This window comes from Clostridium sp. JNZ J1-5, assembly GCF_053901425.1.
This window is the reverse complement of record NZ_CM132773.1, coordinates 1,855,880-1,882,249: the sequence shown is the minus strand read 5'-3', so window position 1 is coordinate 1,882,249 and position 26,370 is coordinate 1,855,880. Positions and strand designations below refer to the sequence as shown.

General features: G+C 30.8%; 28 protein-coding genes. 17 read left to right on the top strand and 11 right to left on the bottom strand.

What is annotated here, in order from left to right; translation table 11 throughout:
• Positions 1 to 16 precede the first annotated feature (16 nt).
• Positions 17 to 1,063 (top strand): serine hydrolase domain-containing protein, encoded by a 1,047-nt coding sequence (locus ACWW38_RS09120; protein WP_456257282.1) that lies wholly within the window; start codon positions 17 to 19, stop codon positions 1,061 to 1,063.
• Positions 1,064 to 1,295: 232 nt separating this feature from the next.
• Entirely contained in the window at positions 1,296 to 2,051 is a 756-nt protein-coding gene (locus ACWW38_RS09115) for a nitroreductase family protein (RefSeq protein WP_456257281.1), read from the top strand.
• Positions 2,052 to 2,110: 59 nt separating this feature from the next.
• Here the strand turns inward: ACWW38_RS09115 and ACWW38_RS09110 are convergent, their stop codons facing one another.
• The 5 genes from ACWW38_RS09110 to ACWW38_RS09090 all read right to left on the bottom strand — a co-directional run bounded on the left by ACWW38_RS09110 (position 2,111) and on the right by ACWW38_RS09090 (position 5,295).
• A complete protein-coding gene (locus tag ACWW38_RS09110; RefSeq protein WP_456257280.1) occupies positions 2,111 to 2,902 on the bottom strand; it encodes a sulfite exporter TauE/SafE family protein in 792 nt (263 codons plus the stop codon).
• 24 nt (positions 2,903 to 2,926) lie between these two features.
• Positions 2,927 to 3,493: a TetR/AcrR family transcriptional regulator gene (locus ACWW38_RS09105; RefSeq protein WP_456257279.1), complete on the bottom strand. Its 567-nt coding sequence runs from the start codon at positions 3,491 to 3,493 to the stop codon at positions 2,927 to 2,929.
• Between the two features lie 197 nt (positions 3,494 to 3,690).
• Positions 3,691 to 4,077, bottom strand: coding sequence for a thioesterase family protein (locus ACWW38_RS09100; protein ID WP_456257278.1), 387 nt, complete (start codon positions 4,075 to 4,077; stop codon positions 3,691 to 3,693).
• A 125-nt stretch (positions 4,078 to 4,202) separates the two neighbouring features.
• Positions 4,203 to 4,787 carry an LOG family protein gene (locus ACWW38_RS09095; protein ID WP_456257277.1) on the bottom strand — a complete coding sequence of 195 codons (585 nt, stop codon included), beginning with the start codon at positions 4,785 to 4,787 and terminating at the stop codon, positions 4,203 to 4,205.
• Positions 4,788 to 4,839: 52 nt separating this feature from the next.
• The gene (locus tag ACWW38_RS09090; RefSeq protein ID WP_456257276.1) at positions 4,840 to 5,295 is read right to left on the bottom strand and encodes a DMT family transporter; all 456 of its coding nucleotides are present in this window, start codon (positions 5,293 to 5,295) and stop codon (positions 4,840 to 4,842) included.
• A 113-nt stretch (positions 5,296 to 5,408) separates the two neighbouring features.
• On the opposite strand from ACWW38_RS09090, the gene ACWW38_RS09085 reads away from it, so the two are divergent.
• Positions 5,409 to 6,296: a LysR family transcriptional regulator gene (locus ACWW38_RS09085; RefSeq protein ID WP_456257275.1), complete on the top strand. Its 888-nt coding sequence runs from the start codon at positions 5,409 to 5,411 to the stop codon at positions 6,294 to 6,296.
• A 66-nt stretch (positions 6,297 to 6,362) separates the two neighbouring features.
• Positions 6,363 to 7,571, top strand: a complete 1,209-nt coding sequence (locus tag ACWW38_RS09080; RefSeq protein ID WP_456257274.1) for an MFS transporter — start codon at positions 6,363 to 6,365, stop codon at positions 7,569 to 7,571.
• A gap of 63 nt (positions 7,572 to 7,634) precedes the next feature.
• Here ACWW38_RS09080 and ACWW38_RS09075 read toward each other — a convergent pair whose 3' ends face one another.
• Positions 7,635 to 8,528 carry a GNAT family N-acetyltransferase gene (locus tag ACWW38_RS09075; RefSeq protein ID WP_456257273.1) on the bottom strand — a complete coding sequence of 298 codons (894 nt, stop codon included), beginning with the start codon at positions 8,526 to 8,528 and terminating at the stop codon, positions 7,635 to 7,637.
• Between the two features lie 379 nt (positions 8,529 to 8,907).
• Here ACWW38_RS09075 and ACWW38_RS09070 point away from each other — a divergent pair, with 379 nt between their 5' ends.
• From ACWW38_RS09070 to ACWW38_RS09050, 5 genes are read left to right on the top strand one after another with little or no spacing between them, the layout of a single operon-like run.
• Positions 8,908 to 9,435, top strand: a complete 528-nt coding sequence (locus tag ACWW38_RS09070; protein WP_456257272.1) for an RNA polymerase sigma factor — start codon at positions 8,908 to 8,910, stop codon at positions 9,433 to 9,435.
• Positions 9,436 to 9,437: 2 nt separating this feature from the next.
• Entirely contained in the window at positions 9,438 to 9,722 is a 285-nt protein-coding gene (locus ACWW38_RS09065; RefSeq protein ID WP_456257271.1) for a hypothetical protein, read from the top strand.
• The gene (locus tag ACWW38_RS09060) at positions 9,719 to 10,582 is read left to right on the top strand and encodes an ABC transporter ATP-binding protein (protein ID WP_456257270.1); all 864 of its coding nucleotides are present in this window, start codon (positions 9,719 to 9,721) and stop codon (positions 10,580 to 10,582) included. Before ACWW38_RS09065 ends, ACWW38_RS09060 begins: the two co-directional genes overlap by 4 nt.
• A 3-nt stretch (positions 10,583 to 10,585) precedes the next feature.
• The gene (locus ACWW38_RS09055; protein WP_456257269.1) at positions 10,586 to 11,752 is read left to right on the top strand and encodes an ABC transporter permease; all 1,167 of its coding nucleotides are present in this window, start codon (positions 10,586 to 10,588) and stop codon (positions 11,750 to 11,752) included.
• Positions 11,736 to 12,425: a hypothetical protein gene (locus ACWW38_RS09050; RefSeq protein WP_456257268.1), complete on the top strand. Its 690-nt coding sequence runs from the start codon at positions 11,736 to 11,738 to the stop codon at positions 12,423 to 12,425. Before ACWW38_RS09055 ends, ACWW38_RS09050 begins: the two co-directional genes overlap by 17 nt.
• Positions 12,426 to 12,460: 35 nt before the next feature.
• Here ACWW38_RS09050 and ACWW38_RS09045 read toward each other — a convergent pair whose 3' ends face one another.
• Positions 12,461 to 13,324 (bottom strand): LysR family transcriptional regulator, encoded by an 864-nt coding sequence (locus tag ACWW38_RS09045; RefSeq protein WP_456257267.1) that lies wholly within the window; start codon positions 13,322 to 13,324, stop codon positions 12,461 to 12,463.
• 162 nt (positions 13,325 to 13,486) lie between these two features.
• Between ACWW38_RS09045 and ACWW38_RS09040 the strand changes: the two genes are divergently transcribed.
• The 6 genes from ACWW38_RS09040 (at position 13,487) to ACWW38_RS09015 (ending at position 21,946) form a co-directional block, all read left to right on the top strand.
• Positions 13,487 to 15,844, top strand: coding sequence for a hydratase (locus tag ACWW38_RS09040; RefSeq protein ID WP_456257266.1), 2,358 nt, complete (start codon positions 13,487 to 13,489; stop codon positions 15,842 to 15,844).
• Positions 15,845 to 16,015: 171 nt separating this feature from the next.
• Positions 16,016 to 16,567, top strand: coding sequence for a hydrolase (locus ACWW38_RS09035; RefSeq protein ID WP_456257265.1), 552 nt, complete (start codon positions 16,016 to 16,018; stop codon positions 16,565 to 16,567).
• 139 nt (positions 16,568 to 16,706) lie between these two features.
• A complete protein-coding gene (locus ACWW38_RS09030; protein WP_456257264.1) occupies positions 16,707 to 17,498 on the top strand; it encodes an ABC transporter ATP-binding protein in 792 nt (263 codons plus the stop codon).
• A 1-nt stretch (position 17,499) separates the two neighbouring features.
• On the top strand, positions 17,500 to 19,152 hold the full coding sequence (locus ACWW38_RS09025; RefSeq protein WP_456257263.1) for a hypothetical protein: 1,653 nt from the start codon (positions 17,500 to 17,502) through the stop codon (positions 19,150 to 19,152).
• Between the two features lie 156 nt (positions 19,153 to 19,308).
• Entirely contained in the window at positions 19,309 to 20,967 is a 1,659-nt protein-coding gene (locus ACWW38_RS09020) for a glutamine--tRNA ligase/YqeY domain fusion protein (protein ID WP_456257262.1), read from the top strand.
• A 277-nt stretch (positions 20,968 to 21,244) separates the two neighbouring features.
• Positions 21,245 to 21,946, top strand: a complete 702-nt coding sequence (locus tag ACWW38_RS09015) for an SIMPL domain-containing protein (protein ID WP_456257261.1) — start codon at positions 21,245 to 21,247, stop codon at positions 21,944 to 21,946.
• Positions 21,947 to 22,046: 100 nt separating this feature from the next.
• Here ACWW38_RS09015 and ACWW38_RS09010 read toward each other — a convergent pair whose 3' ends face one another.
• From ACWW38_RS09010 to ACWW38_RS08995, 4 genes are all read right to left on the bottom strand, one after another.
• Positions 22,047 to 23,366, bottom strand: a complete 1,320-nt coding sequence (locus ACWW38_RS09010) for a dicarboxylate/amino acid:cation symporter (RefSeq protein WP_456257260.1) — start codon at positions 23,364 to 23,366, stop codon at positions 22,047 to 22,049.
• Between the two features lie 232 nt (positions 23,367 to 23,598).
• A complete protein-coding gene (locus tag ACWW38_RS09005; protein WP_456257259.1) occupies positions 23,599 to 24,378 on the bottom strand; it encodes an ABC transporter permease in 780 nt (259 codons plus the stop codon).
• Positions 24,379 to 24,392: 14 nt separating this feature from the next.
• A complete protein-coding gene (locus ACWW38_RS09000) occupies positions 24,393 to 25,019 on the bottom strand; it encodes an ABC transporter ATP-binding protein (protein WP_456257258.1) in 627 nt (208 codons plus the stop codon).
• 18 nt (positions 25,020 to 25,037) lie between these two features.
• Entirely contained in the window at positions 25,038 to 25,346 is a 309-nt protein-coding gene (locus ACWW38_RS08995) for a PadR family transcriptional regulator (protein ID WP_456257257.1), read from the bottom strand.
• Between the two features lie 229 nt (positions 25,347 to 25,575).
• Here ACWW38_RS08995 and ACWW38_RS08990 point away from each other — a divergent pair, with 229 nt between their 5' ends.
• Both ACWW38_RS08990 and ACWW38_RS08985 read left to right on the top strand, forming a co-directional pair.
• Positions 25,576 to 26,058, top strand: coding sequence for a hypothetical protein (locus tag ACWW38_RS08990; protein WP_456257256.1), 483 nt, complete (start codon positions 25,576 to 25,578; stop codon positions 26,056 to 26,058).
• Positions 26,059 to 26,147: 89 nt separating this feature from the next.
• Entirely contained in the window at positions 26,148 to 26,339 is a 192-nt protein-coding gene (locus tag ACWW38_RS08985) for a hypothetical protein (protein ID WP_456257255.1), read from the top strand.
• The last annotated feature ends 31 nt before the right edge of the window (positions 26,340 to 26,370 follow it).

Genomic DNA, 26,370 nt, shown 5'->3' with positions numbered 1-26,370 from the left:
TTAGGAGGTGTTTATCATGCAAAGAAACTATTGGCCAACTAGAGAATGGCAAACGGAAGCTCCAGCAACTTTGAAGATGGATTCTGAAAAGCTTTCAAAGCTTGAAACTGTAATAAAATCTCAGTACAGCAATATAAACGGTATCGTTGTTGTAAGAAATGGATATATCGCTTATGAAAGATATTTTAATGGCTACGGTCCTGATAATACACATCATGTAGCATCCGTAACGAAAAGCATAATATCTGCCCTCATTGGCATTGCCATAGATGCTGGATATATTAAAAATGTAGACCAGAAAGTGTTAGACTTTTTTCCAGAGTATGCTTCCAATACTAATGATTTGCAGAAACGAGAAATCACCATAGGACATCTTCTTACTATGACGGCCCCCTATTCATTTGAAGACTGGCAGGAACCGCTGGACAAGATGTGTATGCAATCTGATTGGATAAAGTATATTCTTGATATGTTGGGTCAAAAAGGAAAGGTTGGAATCTTTAAATATTCTACCGCAGGGGCACACCTACTTTCAACCATCATAACTCGCAGTACAGGAAAAACTGCCAGCGAGTTTGCTAACGAGCACTTATTTAGGCATATTGGCATGAGTGAAATACTGAATTATAAGATGAAATCATTTGGGTTTGATGACTTATTTGGAAAGAATGTAAAGGGATGGGCTAGCGATCCTAATGGTAATTCCACAGGAGGATGGGGACTTACACTTACTCCTCGTGATATGGCACGTTTTGGCTTTTTATATCTAAATCGCGGCATTTGGGACAATAGTACGATTATTCCAGAGGCATGGATTGATGAATCTACAGCTCCTCATTCCAAAACATTGATTAATAATTCTACAGTACAATATGGTTATCTATGGTGGTTGCGTGAAGAAGGTGAAGTTTCTGCATACTTAGCACTAGGCGATGGCGGTAATGTCATTTGTTGCATTCCAGAAAAAGACTTAGTGGTAGCAATTGCATCAGAATTCATCATGAATGCTTGTGATAGGTGGACACTGATTAATGAATGTATTATCCCGGCTGTAATTGAGTAAACTCAAGGCTCCCGTAGCCATTCACTACCGAAGCCTTAATTTCTACCTTAGAATTATGCCATAATTATGTAGGGTATATAAACAAGAATAAAATGAAAAACATTATTTTTAGTGGTTACGAAGAACAGTACCATAAGTAAATGCGATTTTTTTGAGCAAAAAGTGTTGAAGAGTATTATAATTAAATTTGTGGAGAATATTACACTGTGCTATAACATTAGGGGGTATTCGAATGAACGAAGTGATTAATCAAATAAAATCCAGAAAATCAACAAGAGAATTTGAAGATAAACTGATTTCTGATGAGGTAAAAAGTGAAATTATAAATGCAGCCATGGAAGCACCAACCGCTGGAGCAATGATGCTATATAGTATTATCGAAGTCAGTGATAAAGCTCTAAAGGAAAAATTGTCTGTTACCTGCGACAATCAGCCCTTTATTGCTACAGCACCTATGGTACTTGTATTTCTTGCAGATTATCAGAGATGGTATGATACTTTCGTTCTAGAAGGGTGTAACCCTAGAAAGCCTGGAGAGGGAGATATCCTTCTTGCCAATGCAGATGCAATCATTGCTGCACAAAACACAGTTGTGGCAGCACAATCCTTTGGAATTGGCTCCTGTTATATTGGAGATATCATTGAGAATTGCGAAGTAGTAAGAAAATTGTTAGAACTTCCTGATTATGTGATGCCTGCTGCGATGGTTGTGTACGGGTATCCTACGGAAAAACAGATTACTAGGAAAAAGCCAGTTCGATTTGAACAGAAGTTTATTGTCCATGATAATAAATATCATAGGCTTACGAATGAAGAACAGATAGAAATGCATACCCTTCGCAATAACAAGAAAGAGTTACCTGACTTAAACATAAATGATAATATTAAGGCTTTCTGCAAACGTAAATATATGAGTGATTTTTCTATGGAAATGAATCGATCAGCTGCAGAATACCTAAAAAAATTCAGAAAAGAGAATCTTAAATAAAGAGATTCTCTTTTTATTATTTTGTTTGCAATTAGATTTAACTTCTTTAAGTAGCCAGCTTATTTAAGTATTTCTACTGCAGTCATAACTATACCCATAGCTGCGAAGCATATACCTACAATTTTTTGTAATGTCTTTTCATTAACCTTATTAGCGTAACGAGAACCTAGAATTCCGCCAAGAATTGCCCCAACAGATATTAAACTACCTAATGATAAGTCTATGTTACCTCTAGCAGCATAACCTATAGTAGAGGAAAGAGCTGTTATAGCCATTATAAGAGTAGAAGTACCTATAGCTTTATGAAGTGGGAATGACATTAATACTATTAAAGCTAAAAGTATCATAACTCCACCACCAGCTCCAAATATTCCACTTAATATTCCTATACCTAATCCTATAATTAAAGCTGATACTATTTTTTGCCATTCTTTTTCGAAATGAATAAATTTACTTAAATTATCGGATGAATTACTTTTCTCTTTGTAACTCTTACGGATCATTGAAAAACCTGCAATAATTAATACTATTCCAAAACTTGAGGACAAGTTGCCTTCTCCCATTTTACTTGCAAGTGATGCACCTAATTGAGCTCCGATAATGGAAGTTAAAGCTATCCAGATACCTGATTTAAGCTCTATATTGCCATTTTTGTAGTAAGAATAAGCTACCGTTAAAGAAGCTATAACATCTACAAAAAGACTTGTGCCTATTGCTGCGTGAACGCTGACTTTAAAGAGCATGGTTAAAATAGGAACTATAATCATAACTCCGCTGGCACCTATAAGACTTGTTATACCGCCTGTGATAATACCAATAGCTATTGCTAATAAATAAAATATTACGTTCATAAAAATATATCTCCTTTGCTGCTTCTATTTCATAGATAAACTTATAAATTCAACTAAAAAATTGATGTTTTCTTTTTTATCCTTTTGATGTAATTCATGCATTGCTAATATGGTTATTAATAATGATTCTGCTAATTTAGTGTTAATGTTAGAGCATTTACTAAGAGTTTCTACTTTATCTTCACACTCAAAGAAACTTTCTACTCTTAAAATTAAGCTGTCTTTTAAGCTATTAACCTCTTCATCTTCTTTTAGCTCAACTACTGAAGTATTTATCAGAACTTTACCTAAACCATTCCTTGCTTCAATATCTTCATAAAGTGTACTTATGAATTTTCTAAGCTTCTCTCTAGAAGGAATAGCAAGTCCACTTATAGCATCAAGCTTATTAAATGTATTTTGCCAGCTCTCCTTAAGTATACTTAGATAAAGTTCTTTCTTATTTTTATAGTAATTATATAGAGTTCCAACAGCTACCCCAGATTTTTTAGATATCATTCTCATATCAACGTTAGTATAGCTATGCTCAATAAACAATTCTACAGCACAATTCCTAATAGTTTTCTCAACATCTTTTATTATCTTTGGCACAACATCACTCCTTATTATGAACTATTGTTCATTTAAAACATAAAATAATTATATTCTCTTCTTTTTTATTTGTAAATGTTTAATATTTGGAATAATTTACTGTATATAGATGTGTTAAAAAGGTCCACAGTATAGCTGTTATAGTGAATAGTACCATAACAGCCATACTGTAGACCTTTTTTATAAGTAGTACAATCTTAATTTTTATTTAAAAAATTTCCTAAGCTAATTACATGTTGTTCATATGTTCCAAAACCTATTTTACATTTTTCATTGAAAGCTTCTACATTATAACGAAGTTTTTTGCCTTCAATTGCTATTAAGGTTGCTTTTATGGTAACTTTCATGTTAATAGGTGTTGAGTTTATGTGTTCAACATCAATTTTAGTTCCGACAGGTCTATAATTTTCAGGGATATTATCAATTACTACACGTGTAGCTGTATCTTCCATAAATCCAATCATGCTAGGTGTAGATAATACAATAACACCTTTATTTCCAATAGAGTCTGCTGTATTTTCTGGTTTTACTATATATTCATTAACGAAAGTTTCTCCAACTTTCAAAAGAGTATTGAGATTCATTTAGTAATCATCCTTTCAGCTATTGTCTTAAGTTTTTATGAAAAAATTACAGAATATTATAACATAGAATCTGCTTATTTAAAATATTGATTTATTTGAAGTGGAGAAACATTTTAGCAAATAAATTATCCCTCAGACAATTCACGCCATTTATTTTCCATTACAGGGGGCACATAGTTTTTTATCTTTTCAACTAATTCTAAAGAATTGTCTGAAATTGAAATAAGTTTAATATTTGATTCATGCATAAAGCCTTCATTACAAGCATTTTCAATCATATGTAAAAGAGGAGTGAAAAAATTAGATATATTCAATATACCAATAGGCTTTCTATGAATGCCAAGCTGAGCCCAACTTAATGCTTCAAATAGTTCCTCAAAAGTGCCTAATCCTCCAGGAAGTGCTATGAAGCCATCAGAAAGTTCAGCCATAGTTTGCTTTCTTTCGTGCATATTTTCTACTTGGATAAGTTTGGTCAAATTTTCATGAACCATTTCACCTGAGAAAAGTCCTTTAGGCATAACGCCAATAACTTTTCCGTTATTTTTTAAAACTTCATTTGATATTTCACCCATAAGACCTATTTTCGAACCACCATATACTAACTCAATTTTGTTTTCAGCTAATATTTTACCAAGCAGTTTAGCATTTTCCTTATATTCTTGACGTAAGCCTAGGTTAGATCCAGAATAAACACAGATTCTTTTCATTAGTATTACCTCCTGTAAAAATATATTTTATAGATTAAATATAAAGTTTTCATTAATGAGTTTGAATAATATAAACACCTGAGATTAATAAAATAATCCCTAGAGCTCTTACTGGGGTTAGTAAATGAACTTGATTGCCTAGAAGTCCAAAATGGTCAAATATAACAGCAAGAATTATCTGACCACATATTACAAGACTGAACATATTTGCGAATCCAATTTTAGGAGAGGAAAATATAGTAGTGAATATATAAAAAGCTCCTAATAATCCTCCTAGGAACATCCACCAGCTTGTACTTTTTATATGATTATCAGTTGGCAGAGAAATAGAACCATTTAATACTGCAGAAAAAAATACTATTGCAAGTCCTAGAGTTCCTACAGCAAAGCTAATAAGGGATGAAAGTATAGGATTTCCTATTTTTGAACGAAGTTCTCCGTTTATACCAACCTGCAAGGTTAAGGCAAATCCAGATACTAATGATAGTAAATAATATATATACAGCACGCTATAACCTCCAATACTTTTAGTTATTGATTAACTTTTATAAAGCAATTATAATCAATATAGTGATATAAGTAAAATTAATATTTAATATAGGAGGTATATTAAATTTTTATATGAGGATTAATCTTGAACTTTACAAAATTTTTTATATTACTGCTAAATTGGGAAGCATATCTAAAGCGGCAAAGGAACTTTTTACATCACAACCAGCAGTTAGTCAATCTATAAAATTATTAGAGAGAAAATTGGGTGGAGAGTTATTTTATAGGACTCCAAGAGGAGTTTCACTTACCTTAGAGGGAGAGGTATTATTCAAATATATAGAGCAAGGTTACGGGCTTATGCAGACAGCAGAAAGAAAATTTTTAGAACTAAAAAATGTTGATTTAGGTCAGATAAGAATAGCGGTGTGTAGTACAGTATGCAAGTATTATCTTATAAAATATTTAGAAACATATAATTTAGCATTTCCGAATATAAAAATATATGTTAAGGATCAATCAACTTATGAAATAGTTCAAGCATTAGAGTCAGGTGAAGTAGACATAGGAATTTTAAATATGAATATAGAGAACATTGACTCTCTTAATATTATTAAAACATTTAAAATCCAAGATTGTTTTGTAGTAGGTGAAAAATACAAGTATATTTGCGAAAAACAGATATCATTGAAGAAGTTAGTGAATAATTACCCTATTATTCTTCTAGAAAAGGGTGGGAATACTAGAGATTATATAGATAACTATTTTAGTTCCAATGGAGTAACAGTATTACCGCAAATAGAGTTAAGCAATATGGAGCTATTAATTGAATTTGCTAAAAGGGGATTGGGAGTTTCCTGTGTTATAAAAGATTATGTTCAAAAGGAATTAGAGCAAAAGCACTTATACGAAATTCCCGTTAAAGAAAAAATTCCTGAAAGAGTTTTAGGAATAGCAACAAAGAAGGATATTCCTATATCTACAGCAGCACAGAAGTTTATGGAACTTATTAAAGAGTAGATTACTTATTTGAAAATAGAGTAAATTTACATATTACAATATAGAGTTATAAGGGAGGAAAATAAAGTGGTTGAAAGTGAAAAACAAGCTAAAAGTATTTTAGGATTTGATTCAAATATTTTCTTTGTGGGAATTACCAGCTTTTTAACGGACACCACTACCAAGATGATATATGCAATCATGCCATTATTTCTAATGACATTAGGAGCAACAAAGACGGAGCTTTCTCTAATAGAGGGAATTGCAGAGAGCACTGCATCTACACTAAAAGCATTATCAGGCTGGTGGAGCGATAAGATTGGTAAGAATAAGCCTTTCATGATAATAGGGTATGCATTTACAGCTATTCTTTCCCCCTTATTTGCATTTGTTACTTCGCCACTTCAGGTATTGATTATTAGGTTTACAGAAAGGGTTGGAAAAGGGGTTAGGACAGCTCCAAGAGATAGTTTAGTGGTAGCTTCATCCACAGAGGAGACAAAGGGTAAGAGCTTTGGCTTTCACAAAGCTATGGATAACAGTGGAGCTATAGTAGGACCATTGTTAGCATTTGGAATTTTGACACTTTTCCCGGGAGATTATAGAAGAGTATTTTTAGTAGCTGCAATACCTGCTTTACTAGGATTAGCATCTATTATTTATTTCGTACAGGAAGCTAAAAGAGATAAAAGTGAACTGTTAGGCAAAATAAAATTTAAAGATTTTTCAAATAAATACTATTTTTTTCTTGTAATAATATTTATATTCACTCTAGGTAATTCAACAGATGCATTATTATTAATTAAGGCAACTGATGTAGGAATAAGTGATACATTTATTCCAATAATGTATCTTATATTTAACTCTGTATCGGTAATTTTTGCAGTACCTGCAGGAACATTATCAGATAAGATAGGCAGAGAAAAGCTCATTATATTCGGGTATTTACTATATTCTTTAATATATTTTGGATTTGGAAGGACAAATAGCCAGGTTTCAGTAATATTATTATTTGCCCTTTATGGTCTCTATAGTGCTACTACTGATGGTATACAGAAAGCACTAGTTTCAGATTTGATTGATAAAAATAAAAGGGGTACAGGTCTTGGAATCTATAATTGCCTTATAGGAATGACTCTTCTTCCAGCCAGTGTCATTGCAGGACTGCTTTATGATAATGTTAATAACAGAGCACCATTTTATTATGGAGCAATTATGGCGCTTATAGCGGCAGTACTTATGATGATTTTTTATAGGAAAGGACTAAGGGGAAATATGAAAGCTGAAAATGCTTAAAAGTATCAAAATCTTTTCCTAATGCTTCACAACAACTTACTTATAAATTTCACTATGTTTGAGTTAAAATGCAATACTGTACTTATAATAATTCATTACAGACTTTCCTTCAAAACCACAAGCTCTATATAAAGTTAGTGCAGTATTGTTTTTACATTCCACATCTAATTCTATATTGTATATGCCTTTTTTATTTATTAAATTTATAACTCTCTTTAGAGCTGCTTTACCATAGCCATTACCTCTAAAATCAGGTAATATTCCGAATCCGAATATAAAAGCTAAATTATCAATATATTCAACTTTAATTTTTCCGATAATTTTCTCATTGAGTTCAATCACATATGAGACTTGATTTGGAAGTTCATATTCCACAGGAAAACTCTCACTTTCTTCTGTAGCGTTAAAGAATATTGCATCTTGCCTCGCTATTTCTTTGGCATCAGACTTATCTGCTTTTCTTAGATTAATAGAACTTACATCCTCTGAGAAAGTTGTATTAAGCAGTTCCATTCTATACTCTGAAAAGTCGTATTCTCCTCCCATAGCTTTTATAAATTCAATTCCAGAGTTAGATTTACCATCTGACAATAATAATAGCTTATTAAATCTTTCATTTTTACATGCATCCACAGCAAGTTCAAAAAGCTTCTTAAATAATCCTTTCCTTCTCCAATCAGGATGAGTCATACCATTAATTTCACCTATATTACCTCCAAAGCTTGAGATACCAAGGTATGCAACTAAAACATTATCTACATAATAGAGAAGTTCATTGATGTTTTTTAATCCTTTATCAGAATTTTTACAGATATTTAGCTTATAGTCTAATTCTAACTTTAGGTTAGTTTTGTCCTTTAAATTACAAAGTTTCTCAAGGTGAATTATTTCTTTATATTCCTTTTCAGATATATATTCTTTTAAAGTAATAAAATGATCTAATGCTTTTTCACACATTTTAAATTCTCCTTTTTCTATCATCTCTCATGAGAACTATCATATTTTTATAACAGTTCTTTTATAGATGAGATTGTACCATTTTATGATGCTTTTTCCAAACGGTAAACTTAATGAACCTTATAATTGAAGCTTAATTATTCAAATAATACGTTTAACAAAGATGTTTTTCCAATACTGTTTGTATTAATATGAAATTATAAATTATTTATTTTTATAAAAATAAACAATTCTAGAGAATAGGTGTAACTTTTATTAAGCATATTCGAATAAGTAGTGTATACATTTAAATTTAATATTCTGTTCAGAAAACCAAGGAAGCATATGAAGGTTATGGCCATAGCTTAAGGAACTTCAGGTATTGGCAAGGGGGGAGAAGATGCAGGAAGACTTAAAGTTAATGCAAAACTTTAAAAGAGGAGATAAAAGGAGCTTTGAGGAGCTTGTTATTAAATATAGAGAATGTGCTATAAGTTTTTGTCAAAGTTTTGTACATGACTACCATATAGCAGAAGATATTGCACAGGAGAGTTTTGCGTATATTTACGTTTATAAAAGAGGGTATAATGAAAAATACAAATTTAAGACATACTTGTTTACAATACTGAGAAATAAAAGCATTGATTATATAAGAAAAAATCATGATATACCTTTAGACAGAATTCCTGAGAATACTGCCCCGCAGGAAGTTGAAAATATTATATTACAAAAGGAACAGAGAAAAGTTATTAAAGAAAAAATTAATATACTAAAAGATGATTATAAAACAATTATCTATCTAATAGATTTTCAGGAGTTTAGTTATAAGGATGCAGCTAAGATCATGGGAAAAAACTTAATTCAGACGAAGGTTTTAATATATAGGGCAAGGCAAAAATTAAAAGGGCTACTTAAAGAGGAGGGATAGTATTGAAGTATATATCAAAGAATGATGAAGATTTCTTACAAGGGGTTTGGGCAAAGACAAGATATTTGGAATATTTAAGAGATGAAGAAGAACTTGTTAAGGAAAACTGCAGAAAGATAAGAACGAGAAGAATAAAGATTATTATAGCTTCAATACTAATGGCTGCATTAGGTATTTTTATAATGAAAATTACAAAATTTGATTTTCAAGCTGTATGGATTATATCTATAACTATACTTGCATTGGCATGTTTCTATGAATATAGGGAGGAGCGGTTTATATCATGAATATTATAATAGACAATTTAAAAAAATCTTATGGAAATAAAGATGTACTTAAGGGAATTAATTTAAATATTGAAGAGGGTATGTTTGGACTTCTAGGACCTAATGGAGCGGGAAAAACAACTCTAATGAGGATATTGACTACATTGATACCTAAAACGGAAGGAAGTATAAAGATTGGTAATTTAGATATAGATAATCAAAAGGAAATAAGAAAAATAGTAGGATATCTTCCTCAGGATTTTTCTATTTATCCCACTATGTCTGTGTATGAAGCATTAGATTATCTAGCACTTTTGTCAGGTATGAAAAACAAGAAATTTAGGAAAGAGAGAATAGAATATTTACTTGAAAAGGTTAATCTTCAAAACTATATGAATACTAAGGTTAAAGCTCTATCCGGAGGAATGAAAAGAAGACTTGGTATTGCACAGGCTATACTTCATAGTCCTAAAATTATAATAGTAGATGAGCCAACTGCAGGCTTGGATCCAGAGGAAAGAATAAGATTTAGAAATCTTTTAAGGGATTTTTCAGAGGAAAGAATTGTTATTTTATCAACTCATATAGTAGAAGATGTTGAATTTACTTGTGAAAATTTAGCTATTTTAAACGAAGGCAAGTTATTGTATAAAGGTAAGGTTAGGGAATTGTTAGAAAATGCAGAAGGGTATGTTTGGACATCAAATATTAATAGGGATGAGCTTGATGAAGTAAGAAATAAATATCCAATAATATCAACAGTTTCAGAAGGAAATTTAATCAAACTAAGATTAATTTCAGAGAATAAACCCTTTGAAAATGCAGAAGCTGTTAAACCTTCCATTGAAGATGCCTATATGAAGCTTATGAGGGGGGTGTAATTGGTGTTCTGGAATTTATTTAAAAAAGAATTAAAGTATATATTTAAAAATATTACTTTCTATATCTTTATAATAGTTGTTGGACTTTTCTACTTTACTCAATTCTCACCACCTAGTACTACAAAAAATTTTAAACCGATTGCTCCAAGTGGACTTAATGATAAGGAAAGAATGCTAGGATATGGGAGTAAGGATATAACAGATCCTAAAAAAGAAATTAGGGAAATGTATATGAATTTGTATAGAGACTATGAAAGTGGAAGTATATATAAGGAAAAGTTAATGTTAAATGTAACAGTAAAATTAGATGAAAATGAAAAACAATATATAAAAGATGCCATGGAAAGTATAGCATCAGATGAGTATCTTAATAATAAGGATGAAAATTTAATAAAGGTATCTTATGAGCAATATTTGAACATTATGGAGGATCTAGATAAAAAACTAGGTGGTTCAACATATTATGGAGAAAAGAGAAGGCATACAGTACTTAATGAACCAAAGACCTATGAAGATGCTCTTAAAGACTATAAAGAACTTTTAGAAAAGGACAAGTTAACTAATGCAGAAGGACGAGTATTTGCAGACTATATGGGGATTACAGCTGGATTTTTTCCAGTGTTTCTTGCAGCTTTTATACTTATAAAGGACAAAAGAAGCAAAATGCAGGAATTGATTTGCAGTAGAAGTGTTTCCGCATATACGTATATATTATCCAAATATACTGCTCTATGTACAGCTGTATTAATACCATATTTTATGTTTGCATCCTATTCAACTTTTATTTTTTACAGGATAGGAAATTTTAATAACTATAATATTGATATGTTAGCCTTTTTTAAGTATACAATTTGGTGGGTAACCCCAACCGTACTATTTACCGCTGCAGTAGGTATGTTAATCTCAGTTATTTTTAACAATGGAATAATAGCTATACCTATACAGTTCATCTTATGGATTAGCTCTTTAACTCCATTAAGCGGAAACTATTCTTTAAGTAAATTTATTATTAGGTTTAATACTTTTGGAGATTATTCGAATTACATTAAATGGAGTGAAACTATAGCTATTAATAGAGTGTTTTATATTGCAGTTTCTGCTATATTAGCCTTAATAGCATCCTTGGTATGGTCAAAGAAAAGAGGTGCTGTAGGTGAATACATTAAGTAATGTAAAAGAAGATAAGACAGAGTATTATAATGAGGGAAAATCTCATTTAATATCAGCATATATGAGCACTTTAAAATACAATTTTAAGATAATCTTAAATCTGAATTTTTTAGCAGCTATTGGGTTTATTATATTGATACCAATAATAGCTAGTCTTAAATTGCTAGATTATAAAACTGTAGCTAAGATTGGAGAATTGTATATTTCAATAATAGGTATAATATTAATTCCCTACTTGGCCAATATTGAAAATAAGGATAACATTAGAGAAGTAATATATATAAGAAAAAAGCCTTATGTTAAGACACTTTTAGAGCGTATTATAATTATGATGATTTTAATATTTTTAATGATACTTGGATTAATGGTCTTAGCCAAAATCCAAGGAAGTAGTTTTAATCTTTGGGAGATTACTTTTGGAACATGGATATCTGCTGCCTTTTTAGGCATGCTTGGTTTTACTATAGTAAATTTAATTGATAATATTTCATCAGCATATCTGGTCTGCTTTGGCTACTATTTTATGGAGTACGTTACTAAAGGCAGATATACTAAAGAACTATACCTTTTTAGTTTAATTAAGGGAAGTTTTGCAACAGGAAAGTATAAATTATTACTTATAATAATAGCTTTGATAATATTTAACTTATTTATTGTAAAGAAAAAAAGTTAAGCTAGGAATAAGAAGCTTAATTACTTGAGTTTTAGTTATAGATTAAAAGTTTCTAAAAAGTGTCTAGCAGCGGAGGACATGTAACGGGTTTTAGGCCATATTATAGCTGTGCCTACTTTTAAAGATGGTTCAGCTATTTCTATATACTGTAAGTTTGTATCTGGAAGAAGATCTATACAAGCTTTAGGTACAATAGATATGCCTAAACCTGTACTTGCCCATAACAATACTGTTCTCACATCATTACTTCTGCAAAGTATCCTAGGTTCAAAACCAGCACTATGACATAATTCTAATATTACTTCTTCGTACCTTCTCTGTATTATCAAAGGTTTATTAACTAAATCGGCTAAATATATTGATTCTTGTTCATCTTTCCAGGTAATATTGCGGCTAATAGCTATCATTGTCTCATTTGGCAAGCATATAGATTCAAAATTTTCAAGATTAAAGGGGGTTCTTATAATACCGATATCTATTACACCTTTATTTAGCAGGTCTATTATTTTATAAGTATCCTCATCTAATATTTCAAAGTTTATACCAGGATATTTTTTGTGGAAACTATGAATTTTCTCTGGCAAAAGAGTTGCTCCAGCAGATGATACAGTTCCAATAGATAAGGTTCCCTGAAGACCTTCACTAATATCTTTAACTTCTTTTATTGTTGTATCTACTAATTCTAATATCTGTTTAGCTCTATGCTGGAGCATTTTGCCTATGTCTGTCAATTGGAGCTTTCTAGTGCTTCTCTCCATTAATTTTACCCCTAGTTCCTCCTCAAGAAGTTTTAATTGTTGACTAAGTGGAGGCTGAGCCATATGTAACTTTTCAGCTGCTCTTGATATGCTTCCTTCTTCAGCAATAGTAAGGAAATATTTAAGCTGTCTAATATCCATAAAAATAACACTCCTAAAAGAAGATTTATATGTTATTCATATAAATAGCATATATTTTAAATATTATTTATATATATTATCTTTTGATATAATAATACATGAAAAGTTAAGTACGGTCAAAACAAGTATAGTAGACCTTAAAATATAAGGGGTGGGTAAGTTATGGTAGAAATTATTGATAAAGGTGTATATCTTTATAAAGGTGAAAATATATTAGGCTACGAAAATCAAATTTCTTTAGATAGCGTAAACTATCAGTTAGAAAGTATAGGAGAAGCTGCAGCTGATTTAAATAAACTTATTAATGCAGAAGCAGCACATAAAAATACAATAGCTTATAACATTTTAATGAAGCATAATAAATCTGATGAAGAAGAAAGATTAAAAATAAAATTTGATGCCATGGCTTCACACGATATTACTTATGTTGGAATTATACAAACTGCCAAGGCGAGTGGCTTAAAAGAATTCCCAATACCATATGTTTTAACTAACTGCCATAATAGTCTCTGCGCAGTTGGAGGAACTATAAATGAAGATGATCACATATTTGGTCTCTCAGCAGCTAAAAAATATGGCGGAATATATGTGCCTGCACATCAGGCTGTAATACATCAGTACATGAGGGAGATGATGACCTCTTGTGGAAGTATGATTTTAGGATCAGATAGCCATACACGATACGGGGCTCTTGGAACCATGGGAATTGGTGAAGGAGGACCTGAACTTGTAAAACAACTCCTTGGAAAGACTTATGACATTGACTTCCCAGAGGTTATAGCAGTTTATCTTGAAGGAAAGCCTAAATTAGGAGTAGGCCCTCAAGATGTGGCCCTTGCTATAATTGGATCAGTTTTCAATAAAGGTTTTGTTAAAAACAAAATTCTTGAGTTTGTGGGACCTGGAATTTCAAACTTATCTGTTGACTTTAGATGTGGTATTGATGTTATGACAACAGAAACAACCTGCTTAAGCTCTATTTGGCGTACAGATAATAAGGTTAAGGAGTATTACTACAGTCACGGACGTTTAAAAGACTATTGCGAATTGGAACCTGGTGATATAGCATATTATGATGGTCTTATCAAAGTAGATCTAAGTAAGATAGAGCCTATGATTGCTCTACCATTTCATCCAAGCAATGTATTTAGTATTTCTGAACTTAATGCAAATGCTGAAGAGATTTTAAGAAGTGTAGAGGCAGAGGGACAAAAGCAAATAGACAATCCAAATATAAAGTTTAACCTTAGAGATAAGATTGTAGATGGAAAGATTAAAGTAGACCAGGGAATAGTTGCAGGGTGTTCTGGCGGAAGCTATGAAAATATAGTTAAGGTAGCTGAAATATTAAGTAATAGTTCTGTTGGCAATGATTATTTTAATTTCAGTGTATATCCTGCAAGTCAGCCAATATATATGGAACTTATAAAAGAAGGTTCTATAGGAAAGTTACTTGAAGCAGGAGTTACCGTAAAAACAGCATTTTGTGGGCCTTGCTTTGGAGCTGGAGATGTACCATCAAATAATGGACTTAGCATAAGACATACAACAAGAAATTTCCCAAATAGAGAGGGTTCTAAACCTAGCACAGGACAAATAGCTTCTGTAGCTTTAATGGATGCATTATCAATTGCTGCTACAGCTGCAAGTGGGGGATTTTTAACACCAGCTACTGAAATTGATATTACTGATAAGCATATAGAATATAGTTTTAATGATACAGTATACAAAAATAGAGTATATTACGGTTTTAATAAGTCTATGGGTGAAAGTGAATTAAAATATGGCCCTAATATTGCAGATTGGCCGAAAATGCAGCCGTTAACAGACAATATTCTATTAAAGTTAGCTTCTGTCATTAAGGATCCTGTTACTACAACAGATGAATTAATACCATCTGGTGAAACATCATCTTATCGTTCAAATCCTTTAAAGCTTGCAGAATTTACGCTATCAAGAAAAGACCCTAATTACGTTAATAGGGCGAAAGATATTCAAGCATTAGAAAAAGCTAGGCAGGCTTTTGTAAATAGGGACAGGGATAGTAGTATCAAAGAATTGAAAGAAGTATTTAATAGAATTATTGGAAAAGAAGATACCTCACAGGAGGTATTAGAAAATATAATTAAAAATACCCAGATAGGAAGTGTTATTTATGCTGTAAAGCCTGGAGATGGCTCAGCAAGAGAACAGGCAGCTTCTTGTCAAAAGGTTTTAGGGGGCTTTGCAAATATTGCAGAGGAGTATGCTACTAAGAGATACAGGAGCAATCTTATAAACTGGGGAATGATCCCATTTACTATTGCTGCATCGGTAGATCCAGATTTTGAAGTGGGAGAGTATATATTTGTAAAAGGAATAAGAGAGGCAATTAAAAATAGCCAAAGTGATATTGAAGCTGAAGTTATCAGCAGTAAAGGAAATAGAAAGATTATTCTTCATATTAATAATCTTACTAAAGATGAAAAAGAGATTATTTTGGCAGGCAGCTTAATCAATTATTATGCTTCTGTAAAGTGATTATCATTAAATAAAGGAAATAGCTAAGACTATTTCCTTTTTATTTTGTAGATAATGATAGTAGGTAAATGTATTTTTTTAAAATTTCGTAAAAATAATTGTTGAATAATACTAGTTATCTTCAAATACTTTTGGTAGAATAGTTCTAATAATAAGGAAAGGTGGCTGATTATGAATAAATTTACTTTACTTAAAGAAGAATCTTCTTTGTTAATAATTGATGTTCAAGAAAAATTAGTCCCAGCTATGAAATACGGAAAACAAGTTATTGAAAAGATAAATATTCTAGTTTCAGCAGCTAAAGAAATGAATATGCCCATAATGGTTACAGAACAATACCCAAAGGGATTGGGAGGAACAGTTGAAGAAGTTAATGCAGGATTAGAGAATGCATTAAAACTTGAAAAAAATTTCTTCTCAGCTTGTGCAGAAGAGAAGATAGTTGCTGCATTTAAAGAAACAGGAAGAAAGAAAATTATTGTTACAGGTACAGAAACTCACATTTGCGTTTTTCAAACAGTAAGAGACCTAATTGGTTTAGGATATGAGGTTTTTGTAGTATCTGATGGAGTAGCTTCAAGAACCAAGGAAAACTATAAAAATGGCTTAGATTTAATGAAAAACATGGGAGCTGTAGTTGTAAATACAGAGACTATTCTATTTGATTTAATGAAAAAATCAGGAACACCAGAATTTAAAGCTTTATCAAGACTTATTAAATAAAAGGCTATGTTTAGCACATTAAAAAGGAGAATAGCTAAGGCTAATCTCCTTTTTTATATAGAACTTTAAGGTAGGTATCTTTTTGTTTCTGATAAATTATGGTAACATTTATGGTATATTGAAAAAATGGAGTGATTTTATGGAATATATAAAAGAGCCTATAATAACTATAAATGATTTAAGAATGGGCTTTGGAAATAAGCAAGTGCTAAAGGCCGTAAATTTACAGGTATATAAGGGACAAATCATAGGATATATAGGCCCTAATGGGGCTGGCAAAAGCACTACAGTAAAAATAATGTTAGGGTTAGTAACAGGATATACAGGAGAAGTAAAAATCCTAGGAGAAGATATATCAAATAAAAGCATAGAGTATAAAAGAAAAATAGGATATGTTCCTGAGGTTGCAGAAATATATGACAACCTTACTGCAAGAGAATATTTAACCTTTATAGGTGAACTATACGGATTAGATTACGATGAAGCCGACAAGAAAGCTCACAAGCTTATGAAAATATTTGGAATAGATGAGGTATATGATTCCAGGATAACATCTTATTCTAAAGGCATGAAACAGAAGGTATTAATAATATCAAGTCTTTTACACAACCCTGATATACTATTCTTAGATGAGCCTTTAAGCGGACTTGATGCTAACAGTGTTATGGTGGTTAAGGAAATATTAGCTGAACTAGCTGCACAGGGTAAAACTATATTCTACTCATCTCATATAATGGATGTAGTTGAAAAGATAAGTAATAGAATAGTATTACTTAATGGTGGACAAATAGTAGCTGATGGAAGTTTTGAGGAACTAAAGGGCAAATGTAAGGAAGGATCACTAGAAGAGATATTTAATCAGCTTACTGGATTTAATGAACATAAAGCAATAGCTGAAGAATTTGTATCTATAGTTCAAGGGGTGCAGTAATATGAAGGACTTTAAGGCGTTAAGGTTTTTAGATAGATTTAGAAGCTTCTTTGAAAAACTTGGAGTAGACTACCATATAATGAGAAAGATACTCCAAGTAAAGCTCATTATGGATGGGAGAAGAGTTCCTACTATAATAAGCGATTCGTCGAAAAAGAAAAATAACAAAGAAAATAAAGATGAAAATAATTTTATGAAGTCTCTATGGTTTTATGGGTTACTAGGAATAATTATGATTCCCTTTGTTATAATGGGGAAAAACTATATATTTCAAATGAGCCTCGCCTTTGGGATACTAATGTTTATGGTTATGACTTCTTTAATTTCTGATTTTTCTTCTGTACTTTTAGATATAAGAGATAAGAATATTATATTTTCAAAACCAGTAGACAACAAAACTTTAAGTATGGCAAAAATTATCCACGTACTTATCTATATGCTTTCAATTACTATTGCTATTTCAGGGCCTGCCCTAATAGCGTCATTAGTAAAACGGGGAGTACTATTTTTTATAGTATTCCTGCTAGAAATAATACTTATGGACCTATTTATAGTAGTGTTAACGGCTCTACTATATTTATTAATCTTAAAGTTTTTTGATGGAGAAAAGTTAAAGGATATAATAAATTATGTTCAAATATCTCTATCAATAGTTATAACTGTAGGATATCAGTTACTAGGAAGATTATTTAATCTTGTGGATTTAAATATAGTTTTTAGCCCAAAATGGTGGCAGTACTTTATAGTTCCTATATGGTTTGGTGCTCCTTTTGAGTTAATACTAAAAGGTAATAAGAGCATATATTTTATAGTGTTTTCAATACTTGCAGTACTTGTACCAATACTTTCAATAGTTATATATGTGAAGCTAATACCAACATTTGAAAGAAATCTACAGAAACTAAACAACAATAGTGAAAAGGTTAAAAAAGAAAACAAGAGATTTTTTCATGGAATATCAAATGTGGTTTGTTCAAGCAAAGAAGAAAGAGTTTTTTTCAAATTTGCTTCTGATATGGTTAAAAATGAAAGAGATTTTAAACTTAAAGTATATCCATCATTGGGATTTGCTCTTATTTTTCCATTTATATTTATATTTAATGAACTGCGAGATAGAGGGTTAGATAGCATTGGAGCCAGTAAGATGTACTTGAATATATACTTCTGTGCATTATTACTTCCAACAGTAGTTATGATGATGAAGTATTCGGGAAAATATAAAGGAGCTTGGATTTATAAAACTGCACCAGTTAAGAATATAACATCTATATTTAAAGGAACATTGAAAGCATTTATTATTAGATTGCTACTTCCTATATACATTATTGAGTCTATAATATTTACTGCACTATTTGGAGTTAGGATATTTCCAGATTTAATTGTAGTATTTTTGAATATATTATTTTTTATAGTAATTTGTTTTAAGTTCTTAAAAAAAGCATTACCTTTTTCTGAAAGTTACGAAGCAGCTCAGCAAAGTGAAGGACTAGTTATAATTCCTCTTATGATTCTGCTTGGTGCTTTAGCAGGAATACATTACTTGGCTACATTATTTGTCTATGGAATATATTTATATATGGTAATAATGGTTATTGCAAATGTAACTATATGGAGAAAAGCATTTAATATATCATGGGAAAAGCTAAATAGTTAGAATACCTAAAGGTTTTTTGCCAAAAATAAGTGAATATAAGGGTTAATAGAGTGAGAATTTTATACTGAAAGTAGAAAAAATGAAGATTTTGTGATATATTTAATTCAATGTAGAGGAAAAATAAAGATTAACCAATAGAAAAGGAAGGTAACAAATATGGAGGATAAACGCAGTTCGTCAAACTTTATAAGAAATATTGTTATTGAAGACTTAGAATCGGGAAAACATAAAGAAATAATAACTCGTTTTCCACCAGAACCAAATGGATATTTACACATTGGTCATGCAAAATCAATAGTTTTAAATTTTGAATTAGCAGATGAATTCAATGGTAAAACAAATTTACGTTTTGATGATACTAATCCATTAAAGGAAGACACAGAATATGTGGAATCTATTAAAGCAGACGTTAGATGGTTAGGTTTTGAGTGGGATGAATTATATTTTGCTTCTAATTATTTTGAAGAAATGTATAAACGTGCCTTAGTTTTGATTAAAAAAGGCAAAGCATATGTATGTGATTTATCACCAGAGGAAATAAGAGAATACAGAGGAACTTTAACTAAACCAGGAAAAGAAAGTCCATTTAGAAATAGAACAGTAGAAGAAAATCTAGATTTATTTGAACGCATGCGTAAGGGCGAATTCAAAGATGGAGAAAAGGTGTTAAGAGCTAAAATAGATATGGCATCTCCTAATATAAATATGAGAGATCCAATAATATATCGTATTGCTCATGCAGAGCATCATAATACAGGAGATAAGTGGTGTATCTATCCTATGTATGATTTTGCACATCCTCTTGAAGATGCTATTGAAGGAGTTACCCATTCAATATGTACATTAGAATTTGAAGACCATAGACCACTATATGACTGGGTAATAAGAGAATGCGAGATGGAAAGCAAACCTCAACAAATTGAGTTTGCAAGATTAAACTTAACAAATACAGTAATGAGTAAAAGAAAATTAAAGCAACTAGTAGAAGAAAACTATGTTGATGGATGGGATGACCCTCGTATGCCAACTATTGCTGGATTGAGAAGAAGAGGTTTCACTCCTGAGGCAGTTCGTAACTTCTGTAGAGAAATAGGTGTAGCTAAGAGTAATAGTTTAGTAGATGCTCAAATGTTAGAGCACTTTGTAAGGGAAGATTTGAATGACAAAGCTCCTAGAACAATGGCTGTAATAAGACCATTAAAGGTGGTTATAACAAATTATCCAGAAGGTCAAGTAGAAATGCTAGAGGCAGAAAATAATCAAGATAAGCCTGAAATGGGAACACGTGAGATACCATTCTCTAGAGAGATATATATTGAACAAGAAGATTTCATGGAAAATCCACCAAAGAAATATTTTAGATTATTTCCGGGAAATGAAGTTAGATTGAAAAATGCCTATTTTGTAAAATGTACTGATGTAATTAAAGATGAAAATGGAAATGTAGTAGAAATACATTGTACTTATGATCCTGAAACTAAGAGTGGAAGTGGCTTTACAGGAAGAAAGGTTAAAGGAACTATTCACTGGGTAGATGCTAAGCATGCATTGCCAGCAGAATTTAGGTTATATGAGCCTTTAATTTTAGATGATGAGAATGAAGAAGGAAAAACATTCTTAGATCAAGTAAATCCAAATTCATTACAAGTAATACAAGGGTTTATAGAACCAAACATGAAGAATGTAAAACCAGAAGATAAATTCCAATTCTTCAGACATGGATATTTCAATGTGGATCCTAAGCATACAACTAAAGATAAGATAGTATTTAATAGAATAGTATCCCTAAAGAGTTCGTTTAAAATTAATAAATAGGCTATGATTTAAGAGATTGTTGACAACAATCTTTAAAACAGCCTTAACATATTAATGGAAAGTTTTAAATGAATGTAAAAATCAACATTCATTTAAAACAAAATCAATAAAAAATGGTGTCTCAAAAATAACTTTTGAGGTACCATTTTTTTATATATTATATAGTTGCTCTAAGGAAGAGATATAATAAATAAACTTATAGATATTAAGTTAGCACCTGCATACATACAGTTTAATATTATATTGAGGAGAGAGATTAGAAGAGGAGAATAAAAGCATGTATTTTTCTAATATAGGAGAATATAGAGATATGTATAGTGGATACCAGCAAGACAAATATAAACATAGTAATTCTGTTAAATTAAATGGGAAAGGAACTTTAAAGACAAAGCCGGATATAGCAATTTTAACACTAGGGGTAATAACAGAAGGTAAGGAATTAAAAACTGTTCAAGAAGAAAATGCGTTAAAAACTAATAGTTTAATTAATAGATTAAAGGCAATGGGAATTAATGAGAGAGACATACAAACTCAAAGCTATAATGTAGACATAGAATATGATTATGTTGATGGGAAACAAGTTTTTAGAGGATATAGAGTTACAAATACCATAGTAGTCACTATAAGAGATATAAATAAAACTGGAGAGATAATAGATGCTGCAGTTGAAAGCGGAGCAAATACAATAAGAGGAATCAATTTTACTGTTGCTAATCCATCTTTATACTATAACCAAGCACTAAAGCTTGCTATTAAGGATGCTATAGAAAAAGCTCAGGTTGTAGAAAATACATTAGGAGTTGTAATTAATGAAACTCCAATAAGTATCGAAGAAGAAGGAAGCCAATATGTTCCTATTATTGAAAGAGAATCATTAAAAGCAGCAAGCACAGTAACTCCCATAGAAGCTGGTACAATAGAAATTACAGCAAGGATAAAAGCTATTTTTCATTATACATCCATGAGAAATAATTTTTAAATTAAAAAAACCGCTAGGATAAGAAAATAAATAATTTATTCCTAGCGGTTTTATATATGGGGGAATTACTAACATAATATTCGAGCAGTTAAGGTTTTGACTACATATTTAGCTCTAAATCATCATCAATATCAGAATTAAAGGCTTTTCTATCAAATTCGCCTTCTGAATTGGCAACTAAAAGAGCAACTACTGAAGAACCCGTTACGTTAACTGCTGTTCTTGCCATATCAATTATCACATCTACACCAAGAACCATAGCTATTCCTTCTACAGGAAGTCCTAAGCTTGTCAATACAACAGTTGTAGCAATAGATGCTGTACCTGGAACTCCTGCAATTCCAATAGAAGATAAGGTAGTTGTAGCAACTAGTATTATATAGTGAAGCATAGTTAATTCTATATTAAACACTCTAGCAACAAAAATTGCTACTATAGCTGGATATAATCCACCGCAGGCATTCATTCCAACTGTAGCACCCATTGGAGCTGCAAAACTAGCTATTTTATCGGAAATTTTTACTCTATCAGTTAACGCCTTCAAAGTTACTGGAAGAGTTCCATAGCTGCTTCTTGTCGTAAAGGCTACTACCTGTGCAGGATAAACCTTTTTAAAGAAGCGTATAGGATTAACTTTAGCAACAAAAGCTAAAAGGCTTCCGTAAGTTATTATCATGTGAAGTGCACAAGCTATATAAACTGCTAAGATAACTTTTCCAAGAGGAATTAAAGTTGAAAGCCCATATTTAGCAGATACAGATACCATTAATCCAAACACTCCATATGGAGTTAATTTAATTACCATTTTAGTTATTCTAAACATAATTTTTGAAAAGGAATCAATAAAATCTTTTACTGGTTTTACTGATTCAGGTTTTTTTGAGCCCTCAATTATAATAGCAACTGAAATAAAGATTGAGAATATAATAACTGGAATAATCTTTCCGTCTGCCATTTCGGATACTGGATTCATTGGAACCATATCTAATAGTACTTTTGTAAATGAAGGTATTTCACGTACTGTAAAAGATGAATCTTTTACAAACTGTACCCCAGCTCCTGGATCTATAATAAGTCCTACTATAGCACCAATAACTGTTGCTATAGCTGTAGTAAGTAATAATAGGCCAATGGTTTTGGAGCCTATACTTTTTAACTGTTCTGGGCTATCGAGTGAAGTTATGCTTGAGATTATAGCAGTAATTACAAGAGGAATTACCAACATTTTAATCAATCTAACAAATATTAATCCAATTGGCTCTATTATTTGAGCATTTTCTTTAAATATAGCACCCACGGCTACACCTAAAACAAGAGCTATAAGAACTCTATTACCAAAGCTAACTTTTTTTGTTTTTAAAAAGTGTAAAAAGACTAAAAGCAATAAAGATATTATTAAAATAACATAATTTGAATTCATGTCTGCCTCCCTAATAAAATTTATTTGATCAAAGTTAATTATACTATTCCTATAGGATTACTATGTTTATTATAGATTATAAACATATATTAATCAAAAATCAATATATTTAGATAAATTTTATAATTAGTTTTAGTATGATATATTAAAAAACCCTGATTATAGAGCAGATTCTCTACAATCAGGGTTTTGGTATATCCAAAGTATAACTAATGTATTATAAGTACTATGTTTATATATTTAGCTGATATTCTTCATTAAAAAAAGTCTTATATCCTAATTGAACAAATAGTATTACAGTTAAAGCTACGCTGCCTAGTATACCCAGCATAATTGCTATTTGGTATTCAATGGCTGTAACAGGTGAGATTCCAGATAGAATTTGACCAGTCATCATCCCAGGAAGAAACACAATTCCCATACCAACCATGGAATTTATTGTTGGCAAAATTGCAGAATCAAAGGCCTTATCAACAATCATCTTTGATGCTGCTTTTGGGGTAGCACCTAACATTAAAGATGCTTCAATAAAATCTTTTTGGCTAGTCATGCCGTCTACAAGTCTAGTTACACCAAGGGTTATACCTGTCATAGAATTTCCTACAACCATACCACCTATAGGGATAAAATATCTAGGATTATACCAAGGAGATATTCTAATAACTACAAATAAAAAATAAACTAAGCTTGTTACGGTACCAAATAACATTGAAATAGCAATTATTTTTTTCATTTTTGAAGAAAGATTTAATTTTGAACGTTTAAATATATTGTATATAGCGAATATTTCCATAAAGACAATAGCTATGATAGTATATGATGGATGACTATTTTCAAATACGTAGGCAAGTACATATCCAGTTAGTATCAATTGTAATGTCATACGCACAGTTGATATAAGAATTTCTTTTTCTCTTGGAATTCCTTTTAATTTAACAATAAGTAGTAGAATAAGTACAAATATGTAGGCAGAAGCTAATTGAAGAATACTAAGATTAATAACATTTTCCATAAATAATTTCTCCTTTATTTCTCAATTTTACCGTTGCTAATTTTAATAATATTATCTGAAAAATCTTCTGCCACTTTTGGGGAGTGAGTTACCATTATAAGAGTTTTATTATTTGATTTTATGTATTTTACTACTTGTTCAATTATAGTTTTTTCTGTGCTTTCATCTAGTGCTGAAGATGGTTCATCAAGAAGAAGTACTTTAGGATCCATTAACAGGACTCTTCCTAGAGCTAGTCTCTGTTTTTCACCTCCAGATAATTTTTCTGCATTTTCATGAAGCGATTTATTTAGCCCTAGTATGTTTAAAATATCAGTTAGCTGTTCATCTTTAGGAATTGGTTTCTCAGAAAAGTTTAATCCTATTACCAGATTGTCTTTAATGTTTCCAGGAAAAATTGCAGGAACCTGAGGAAGCATAACCACTTCCCGCCTTAAGTCTATAGAATTTATATCTTTTAGAGATTTAGCATTAAAGAAAATTTCACCTTCATCACAGCTTATCAATTTATTCAAGAGTCTTAAGAGAGTAGTTTTACCACTACCGCTTTGACCAATAATGCAAGTTACCTTCTTTTCTGGAATAGACAAATTATCAATATTTAATATATTTTTATACTTAACTTTATTTAAATCAAACATTAACATACCCCTTTCCAATTAATCCTTAATTTCCTTAAATAATTCAAAAGCTTTCTCTTTAGCCTCTTCAAGAATAGCAATTCCTTCATCTGTAATGCTATAGTATTTCCTTATTTTACCGTCTACAATTTGATCTTCTCTTTTCAATATCCCATTAGATTCCATGTTATGTAATATGGGATATAGAGTGCCAGGACTCATTTGATATCCATGTTCTTGTAATTCTTCAATCATCCAAGAGCCATAGAAAGGCTCTTTTTTGGCATGGTGAAGTATATGTATTTGGATAAATCCAAGAAAAAATTTTCTTAAAATCTTATCTTGCATAATAAATCTCTCCTATATTTATATTATATATCGAATTTCGTTATCGCATTTAGATATAATTATATTATTGTTTAATTAATAATTCAAGCATAGAATAAAAAATAGTTTTTACAATAGATGGCAACATATAAATATAACAATATAGAACATAGAAAATAGACAAGCATATTAATAATATAGGGGTTAATTAAGTGCTTAGAATATAGAACTGTGTAAGGAGAGATGGCATATGAATTTATCAGAAGATTTTTTTGAAAAAATATATTCAATGAATATATTTCAGATCTATAAGAACTTTGAATTTTTAGGAGAAGGATTAGGAAGAATTGTTTATGGTATTAATGAAGACTATGTGATAAAAATAGCTAAAGATGAGGACGGAGATTATCAATGCAGCGTAGAAAACTATATATATTGCAACTGCCATGATAGCTTAAAAAAGTATTTATGCCCAGTTTTATGGTATAAGCCTAATATGATAGTTATGAAAAGAGCCTTACCTTTGACACATTTAGTAAAAACTAAGAATATTGATATTAAAAAAATAAAATCAGATGACTTTTACAAAGATATTCTAATATTAGCTAATCAATTTGATCTCTTAAGTGAGGATGTAATAGCTACTAGTTCATGGGGAATACTTGATAAAAAGCTTGTATTAATTGATTACGGGTGTACAACTGAGTTCCATGAAAAATACTTCAATAATTAAAAATTTTTTTAACAACTAATATTAACTGCATATATTTTCACTATGATATAATAATATTAATAAAATATTTAAGGAAGAAGGCGAAGGAAATGAGAGTTATTATTTATATAATACTAGGAATTATTTTATGTGTCTTATTTATTAAGATATTTGATAAGCCTATGGATGACTCAGGAGATGAATTTAATCCTAATATATTTCCTTTTGAAATAAAAGATCCTAATGATTGGTATAATTCAAAGGATAAAGAAAACAATAACAATGAATTTAGGAAAAAGTAACATAATAAACAAAGGTACAATGGAGGGGTTT

Bases quoted from the DNA above. Each gene is read 5' to 3' on its own strand.
- ACWW38_RS09120 (WP_456257282.1), top strand. From the start codon at position 17: ATGCAAAGAAACTATTGGCCAACTAGAGAATGGCAAACGGAAGCTCCA.
- ACWW38_RS09115 (WP_456257281.1), top strand. From the start codon at position 1,296: ATGAACGAAGTGATTAATCAAATAAAATCCAGAAAATCAACAAGAGAA.
- ACWW38_RS09110 (WP_456257280.1), bottom strand. From the start codon at position 2,902: ATGAACGTAATATTTTATTTATTAGCAATAGCTATTGGTATTATCACA.
- ACWW38_RS09100 (WP_456257278.1), bottom strand. From the start codon at position 4,077: ATGAATCTCAATACTCTTTTGAAAGTTGGAGAAACTTTCGTTAATGAA.
- ACWW38_RS09095 (WP_456257277.1), bottom strand. From the start codon at position 4,787: ATGAAAAGAATCTGTGTTTATTCTGGATCTAACCTAGGCTTACGTCAA.
- ACWW38_RS09085 (WP_456257275.1), top strand. From the start codon at position 5,409: ATGAGGATTAATCTTGAACTTTACAAAATTTTTTATATTACTGCTAAA.
- ACWW38_RS09075 (WP_456257273.1), bottom strand. From the start codon at position 8,528: ATGTGTGAAAAAGCATTAGATCATTTTATTACTTTAAAAGAATATATA.
- ACWW38_RS09070 (WP_456257272.1), top strand. From the start codon at position 8,908: ATGCAGGAAGACTTAAAGTTAATGCAAAACTTTAAAAGAGGAGATAAA.
- ACWW38_RS09060 (WP_456257270.1), top strand. From the start codon at position 9,719: ATGAATATTATAATAGACAATTTAAAAAAATCTTATGGAAATAAAGAT.
- ACWW38_RS09045 (WP_456257267.1), bottom strand. From the start codon at position 13,324: ATGGATATTAGACAGCTTAAATATTTCCTTACTATTGCTGAAGAAGGA.
- ACWW38_RS09040 (WP_456257266.1), top strand. From the start codon at position 13,487: ATGGTAGAAATTATTGATAAAGGTGTATATCTTTATAAAGGTGAAAAT.
- ACWW38_RS09035 (WP_456257265.1), top strand. From the start codon at position 16,016: ATGAATAAATTTACTTTACTTAAAGAAGAATCTTCTTTGTTAATAATT.
- ACWW38_RS09030 (WP_456257264.1), top strand. From the start codon at position 16,707: ATGGAATATATAAAAGAGCCTATAATAACTATAAATGATTTAAGAATG.
- ACWW38_RS09025 (WP_456257263.1), top strand. From the start codon at position 17,500: ATGAAGGACTTTAAGGCGTTAAGGTTTTTAGATAGATTTAGAAGCTTC.
- ACWW38_RS09020 (WP_456257262.1), top strand. From the start codon at position 19,309: ATGGAGGATAAACGCAGTTCGTCAAACTTTATAAGAAATATTGTTATT.
- ACWW38_RS09015 (WP_456257261.1), top strand. From the start codon at position 21,245: ATGTATTTTTCTAATATAGGAGAATATAGAGATATGTATAGTGGATAC.
- ACWW38_RS09010 (WP_456257260.1), bottom strand. From the start codon at position 23,366: ATGAATTCAAATTATGTTATTTTAATAATATCTTTATTGCTTTTAGTC.
- ACWW38_RS09005 (WP_456257259.1), bottom strand. From the start codon at position 24,378: ATGGAAAATGTTATTAATCTTAGTATTCTTCAATTAGCTTCTGCCTAC.
- ACWW38_RS09000 (WP_456257258.1), bottom strand. From the start codon at position 25,019: ATGTTTGATTTAAATAAAGTTAAGTATAAAAATATATTAAATATTGAT.
- ACWW38_RS08995 (WP_456257257.1), bottom strand. From the start codon at position 25,346: ATGCAAGATAAGATTTTAAGAAAATTTTTTCTTGGATTTATCCAAATA.
- ACWW38_RS08990 (WP_456257256.1), top strand. From the start codon at position 25,576: ATGAATTTATCAGAAGATTTTTTTGAAAAAATATATTCAATGAATATA.
- ACWW38_RS08985 (WP_456257255.1), top strand. From the start codon at position 26,148: ATGAGAGTTATTATTTATATAATACTAGGAATTATTTTATGTGTCTTA.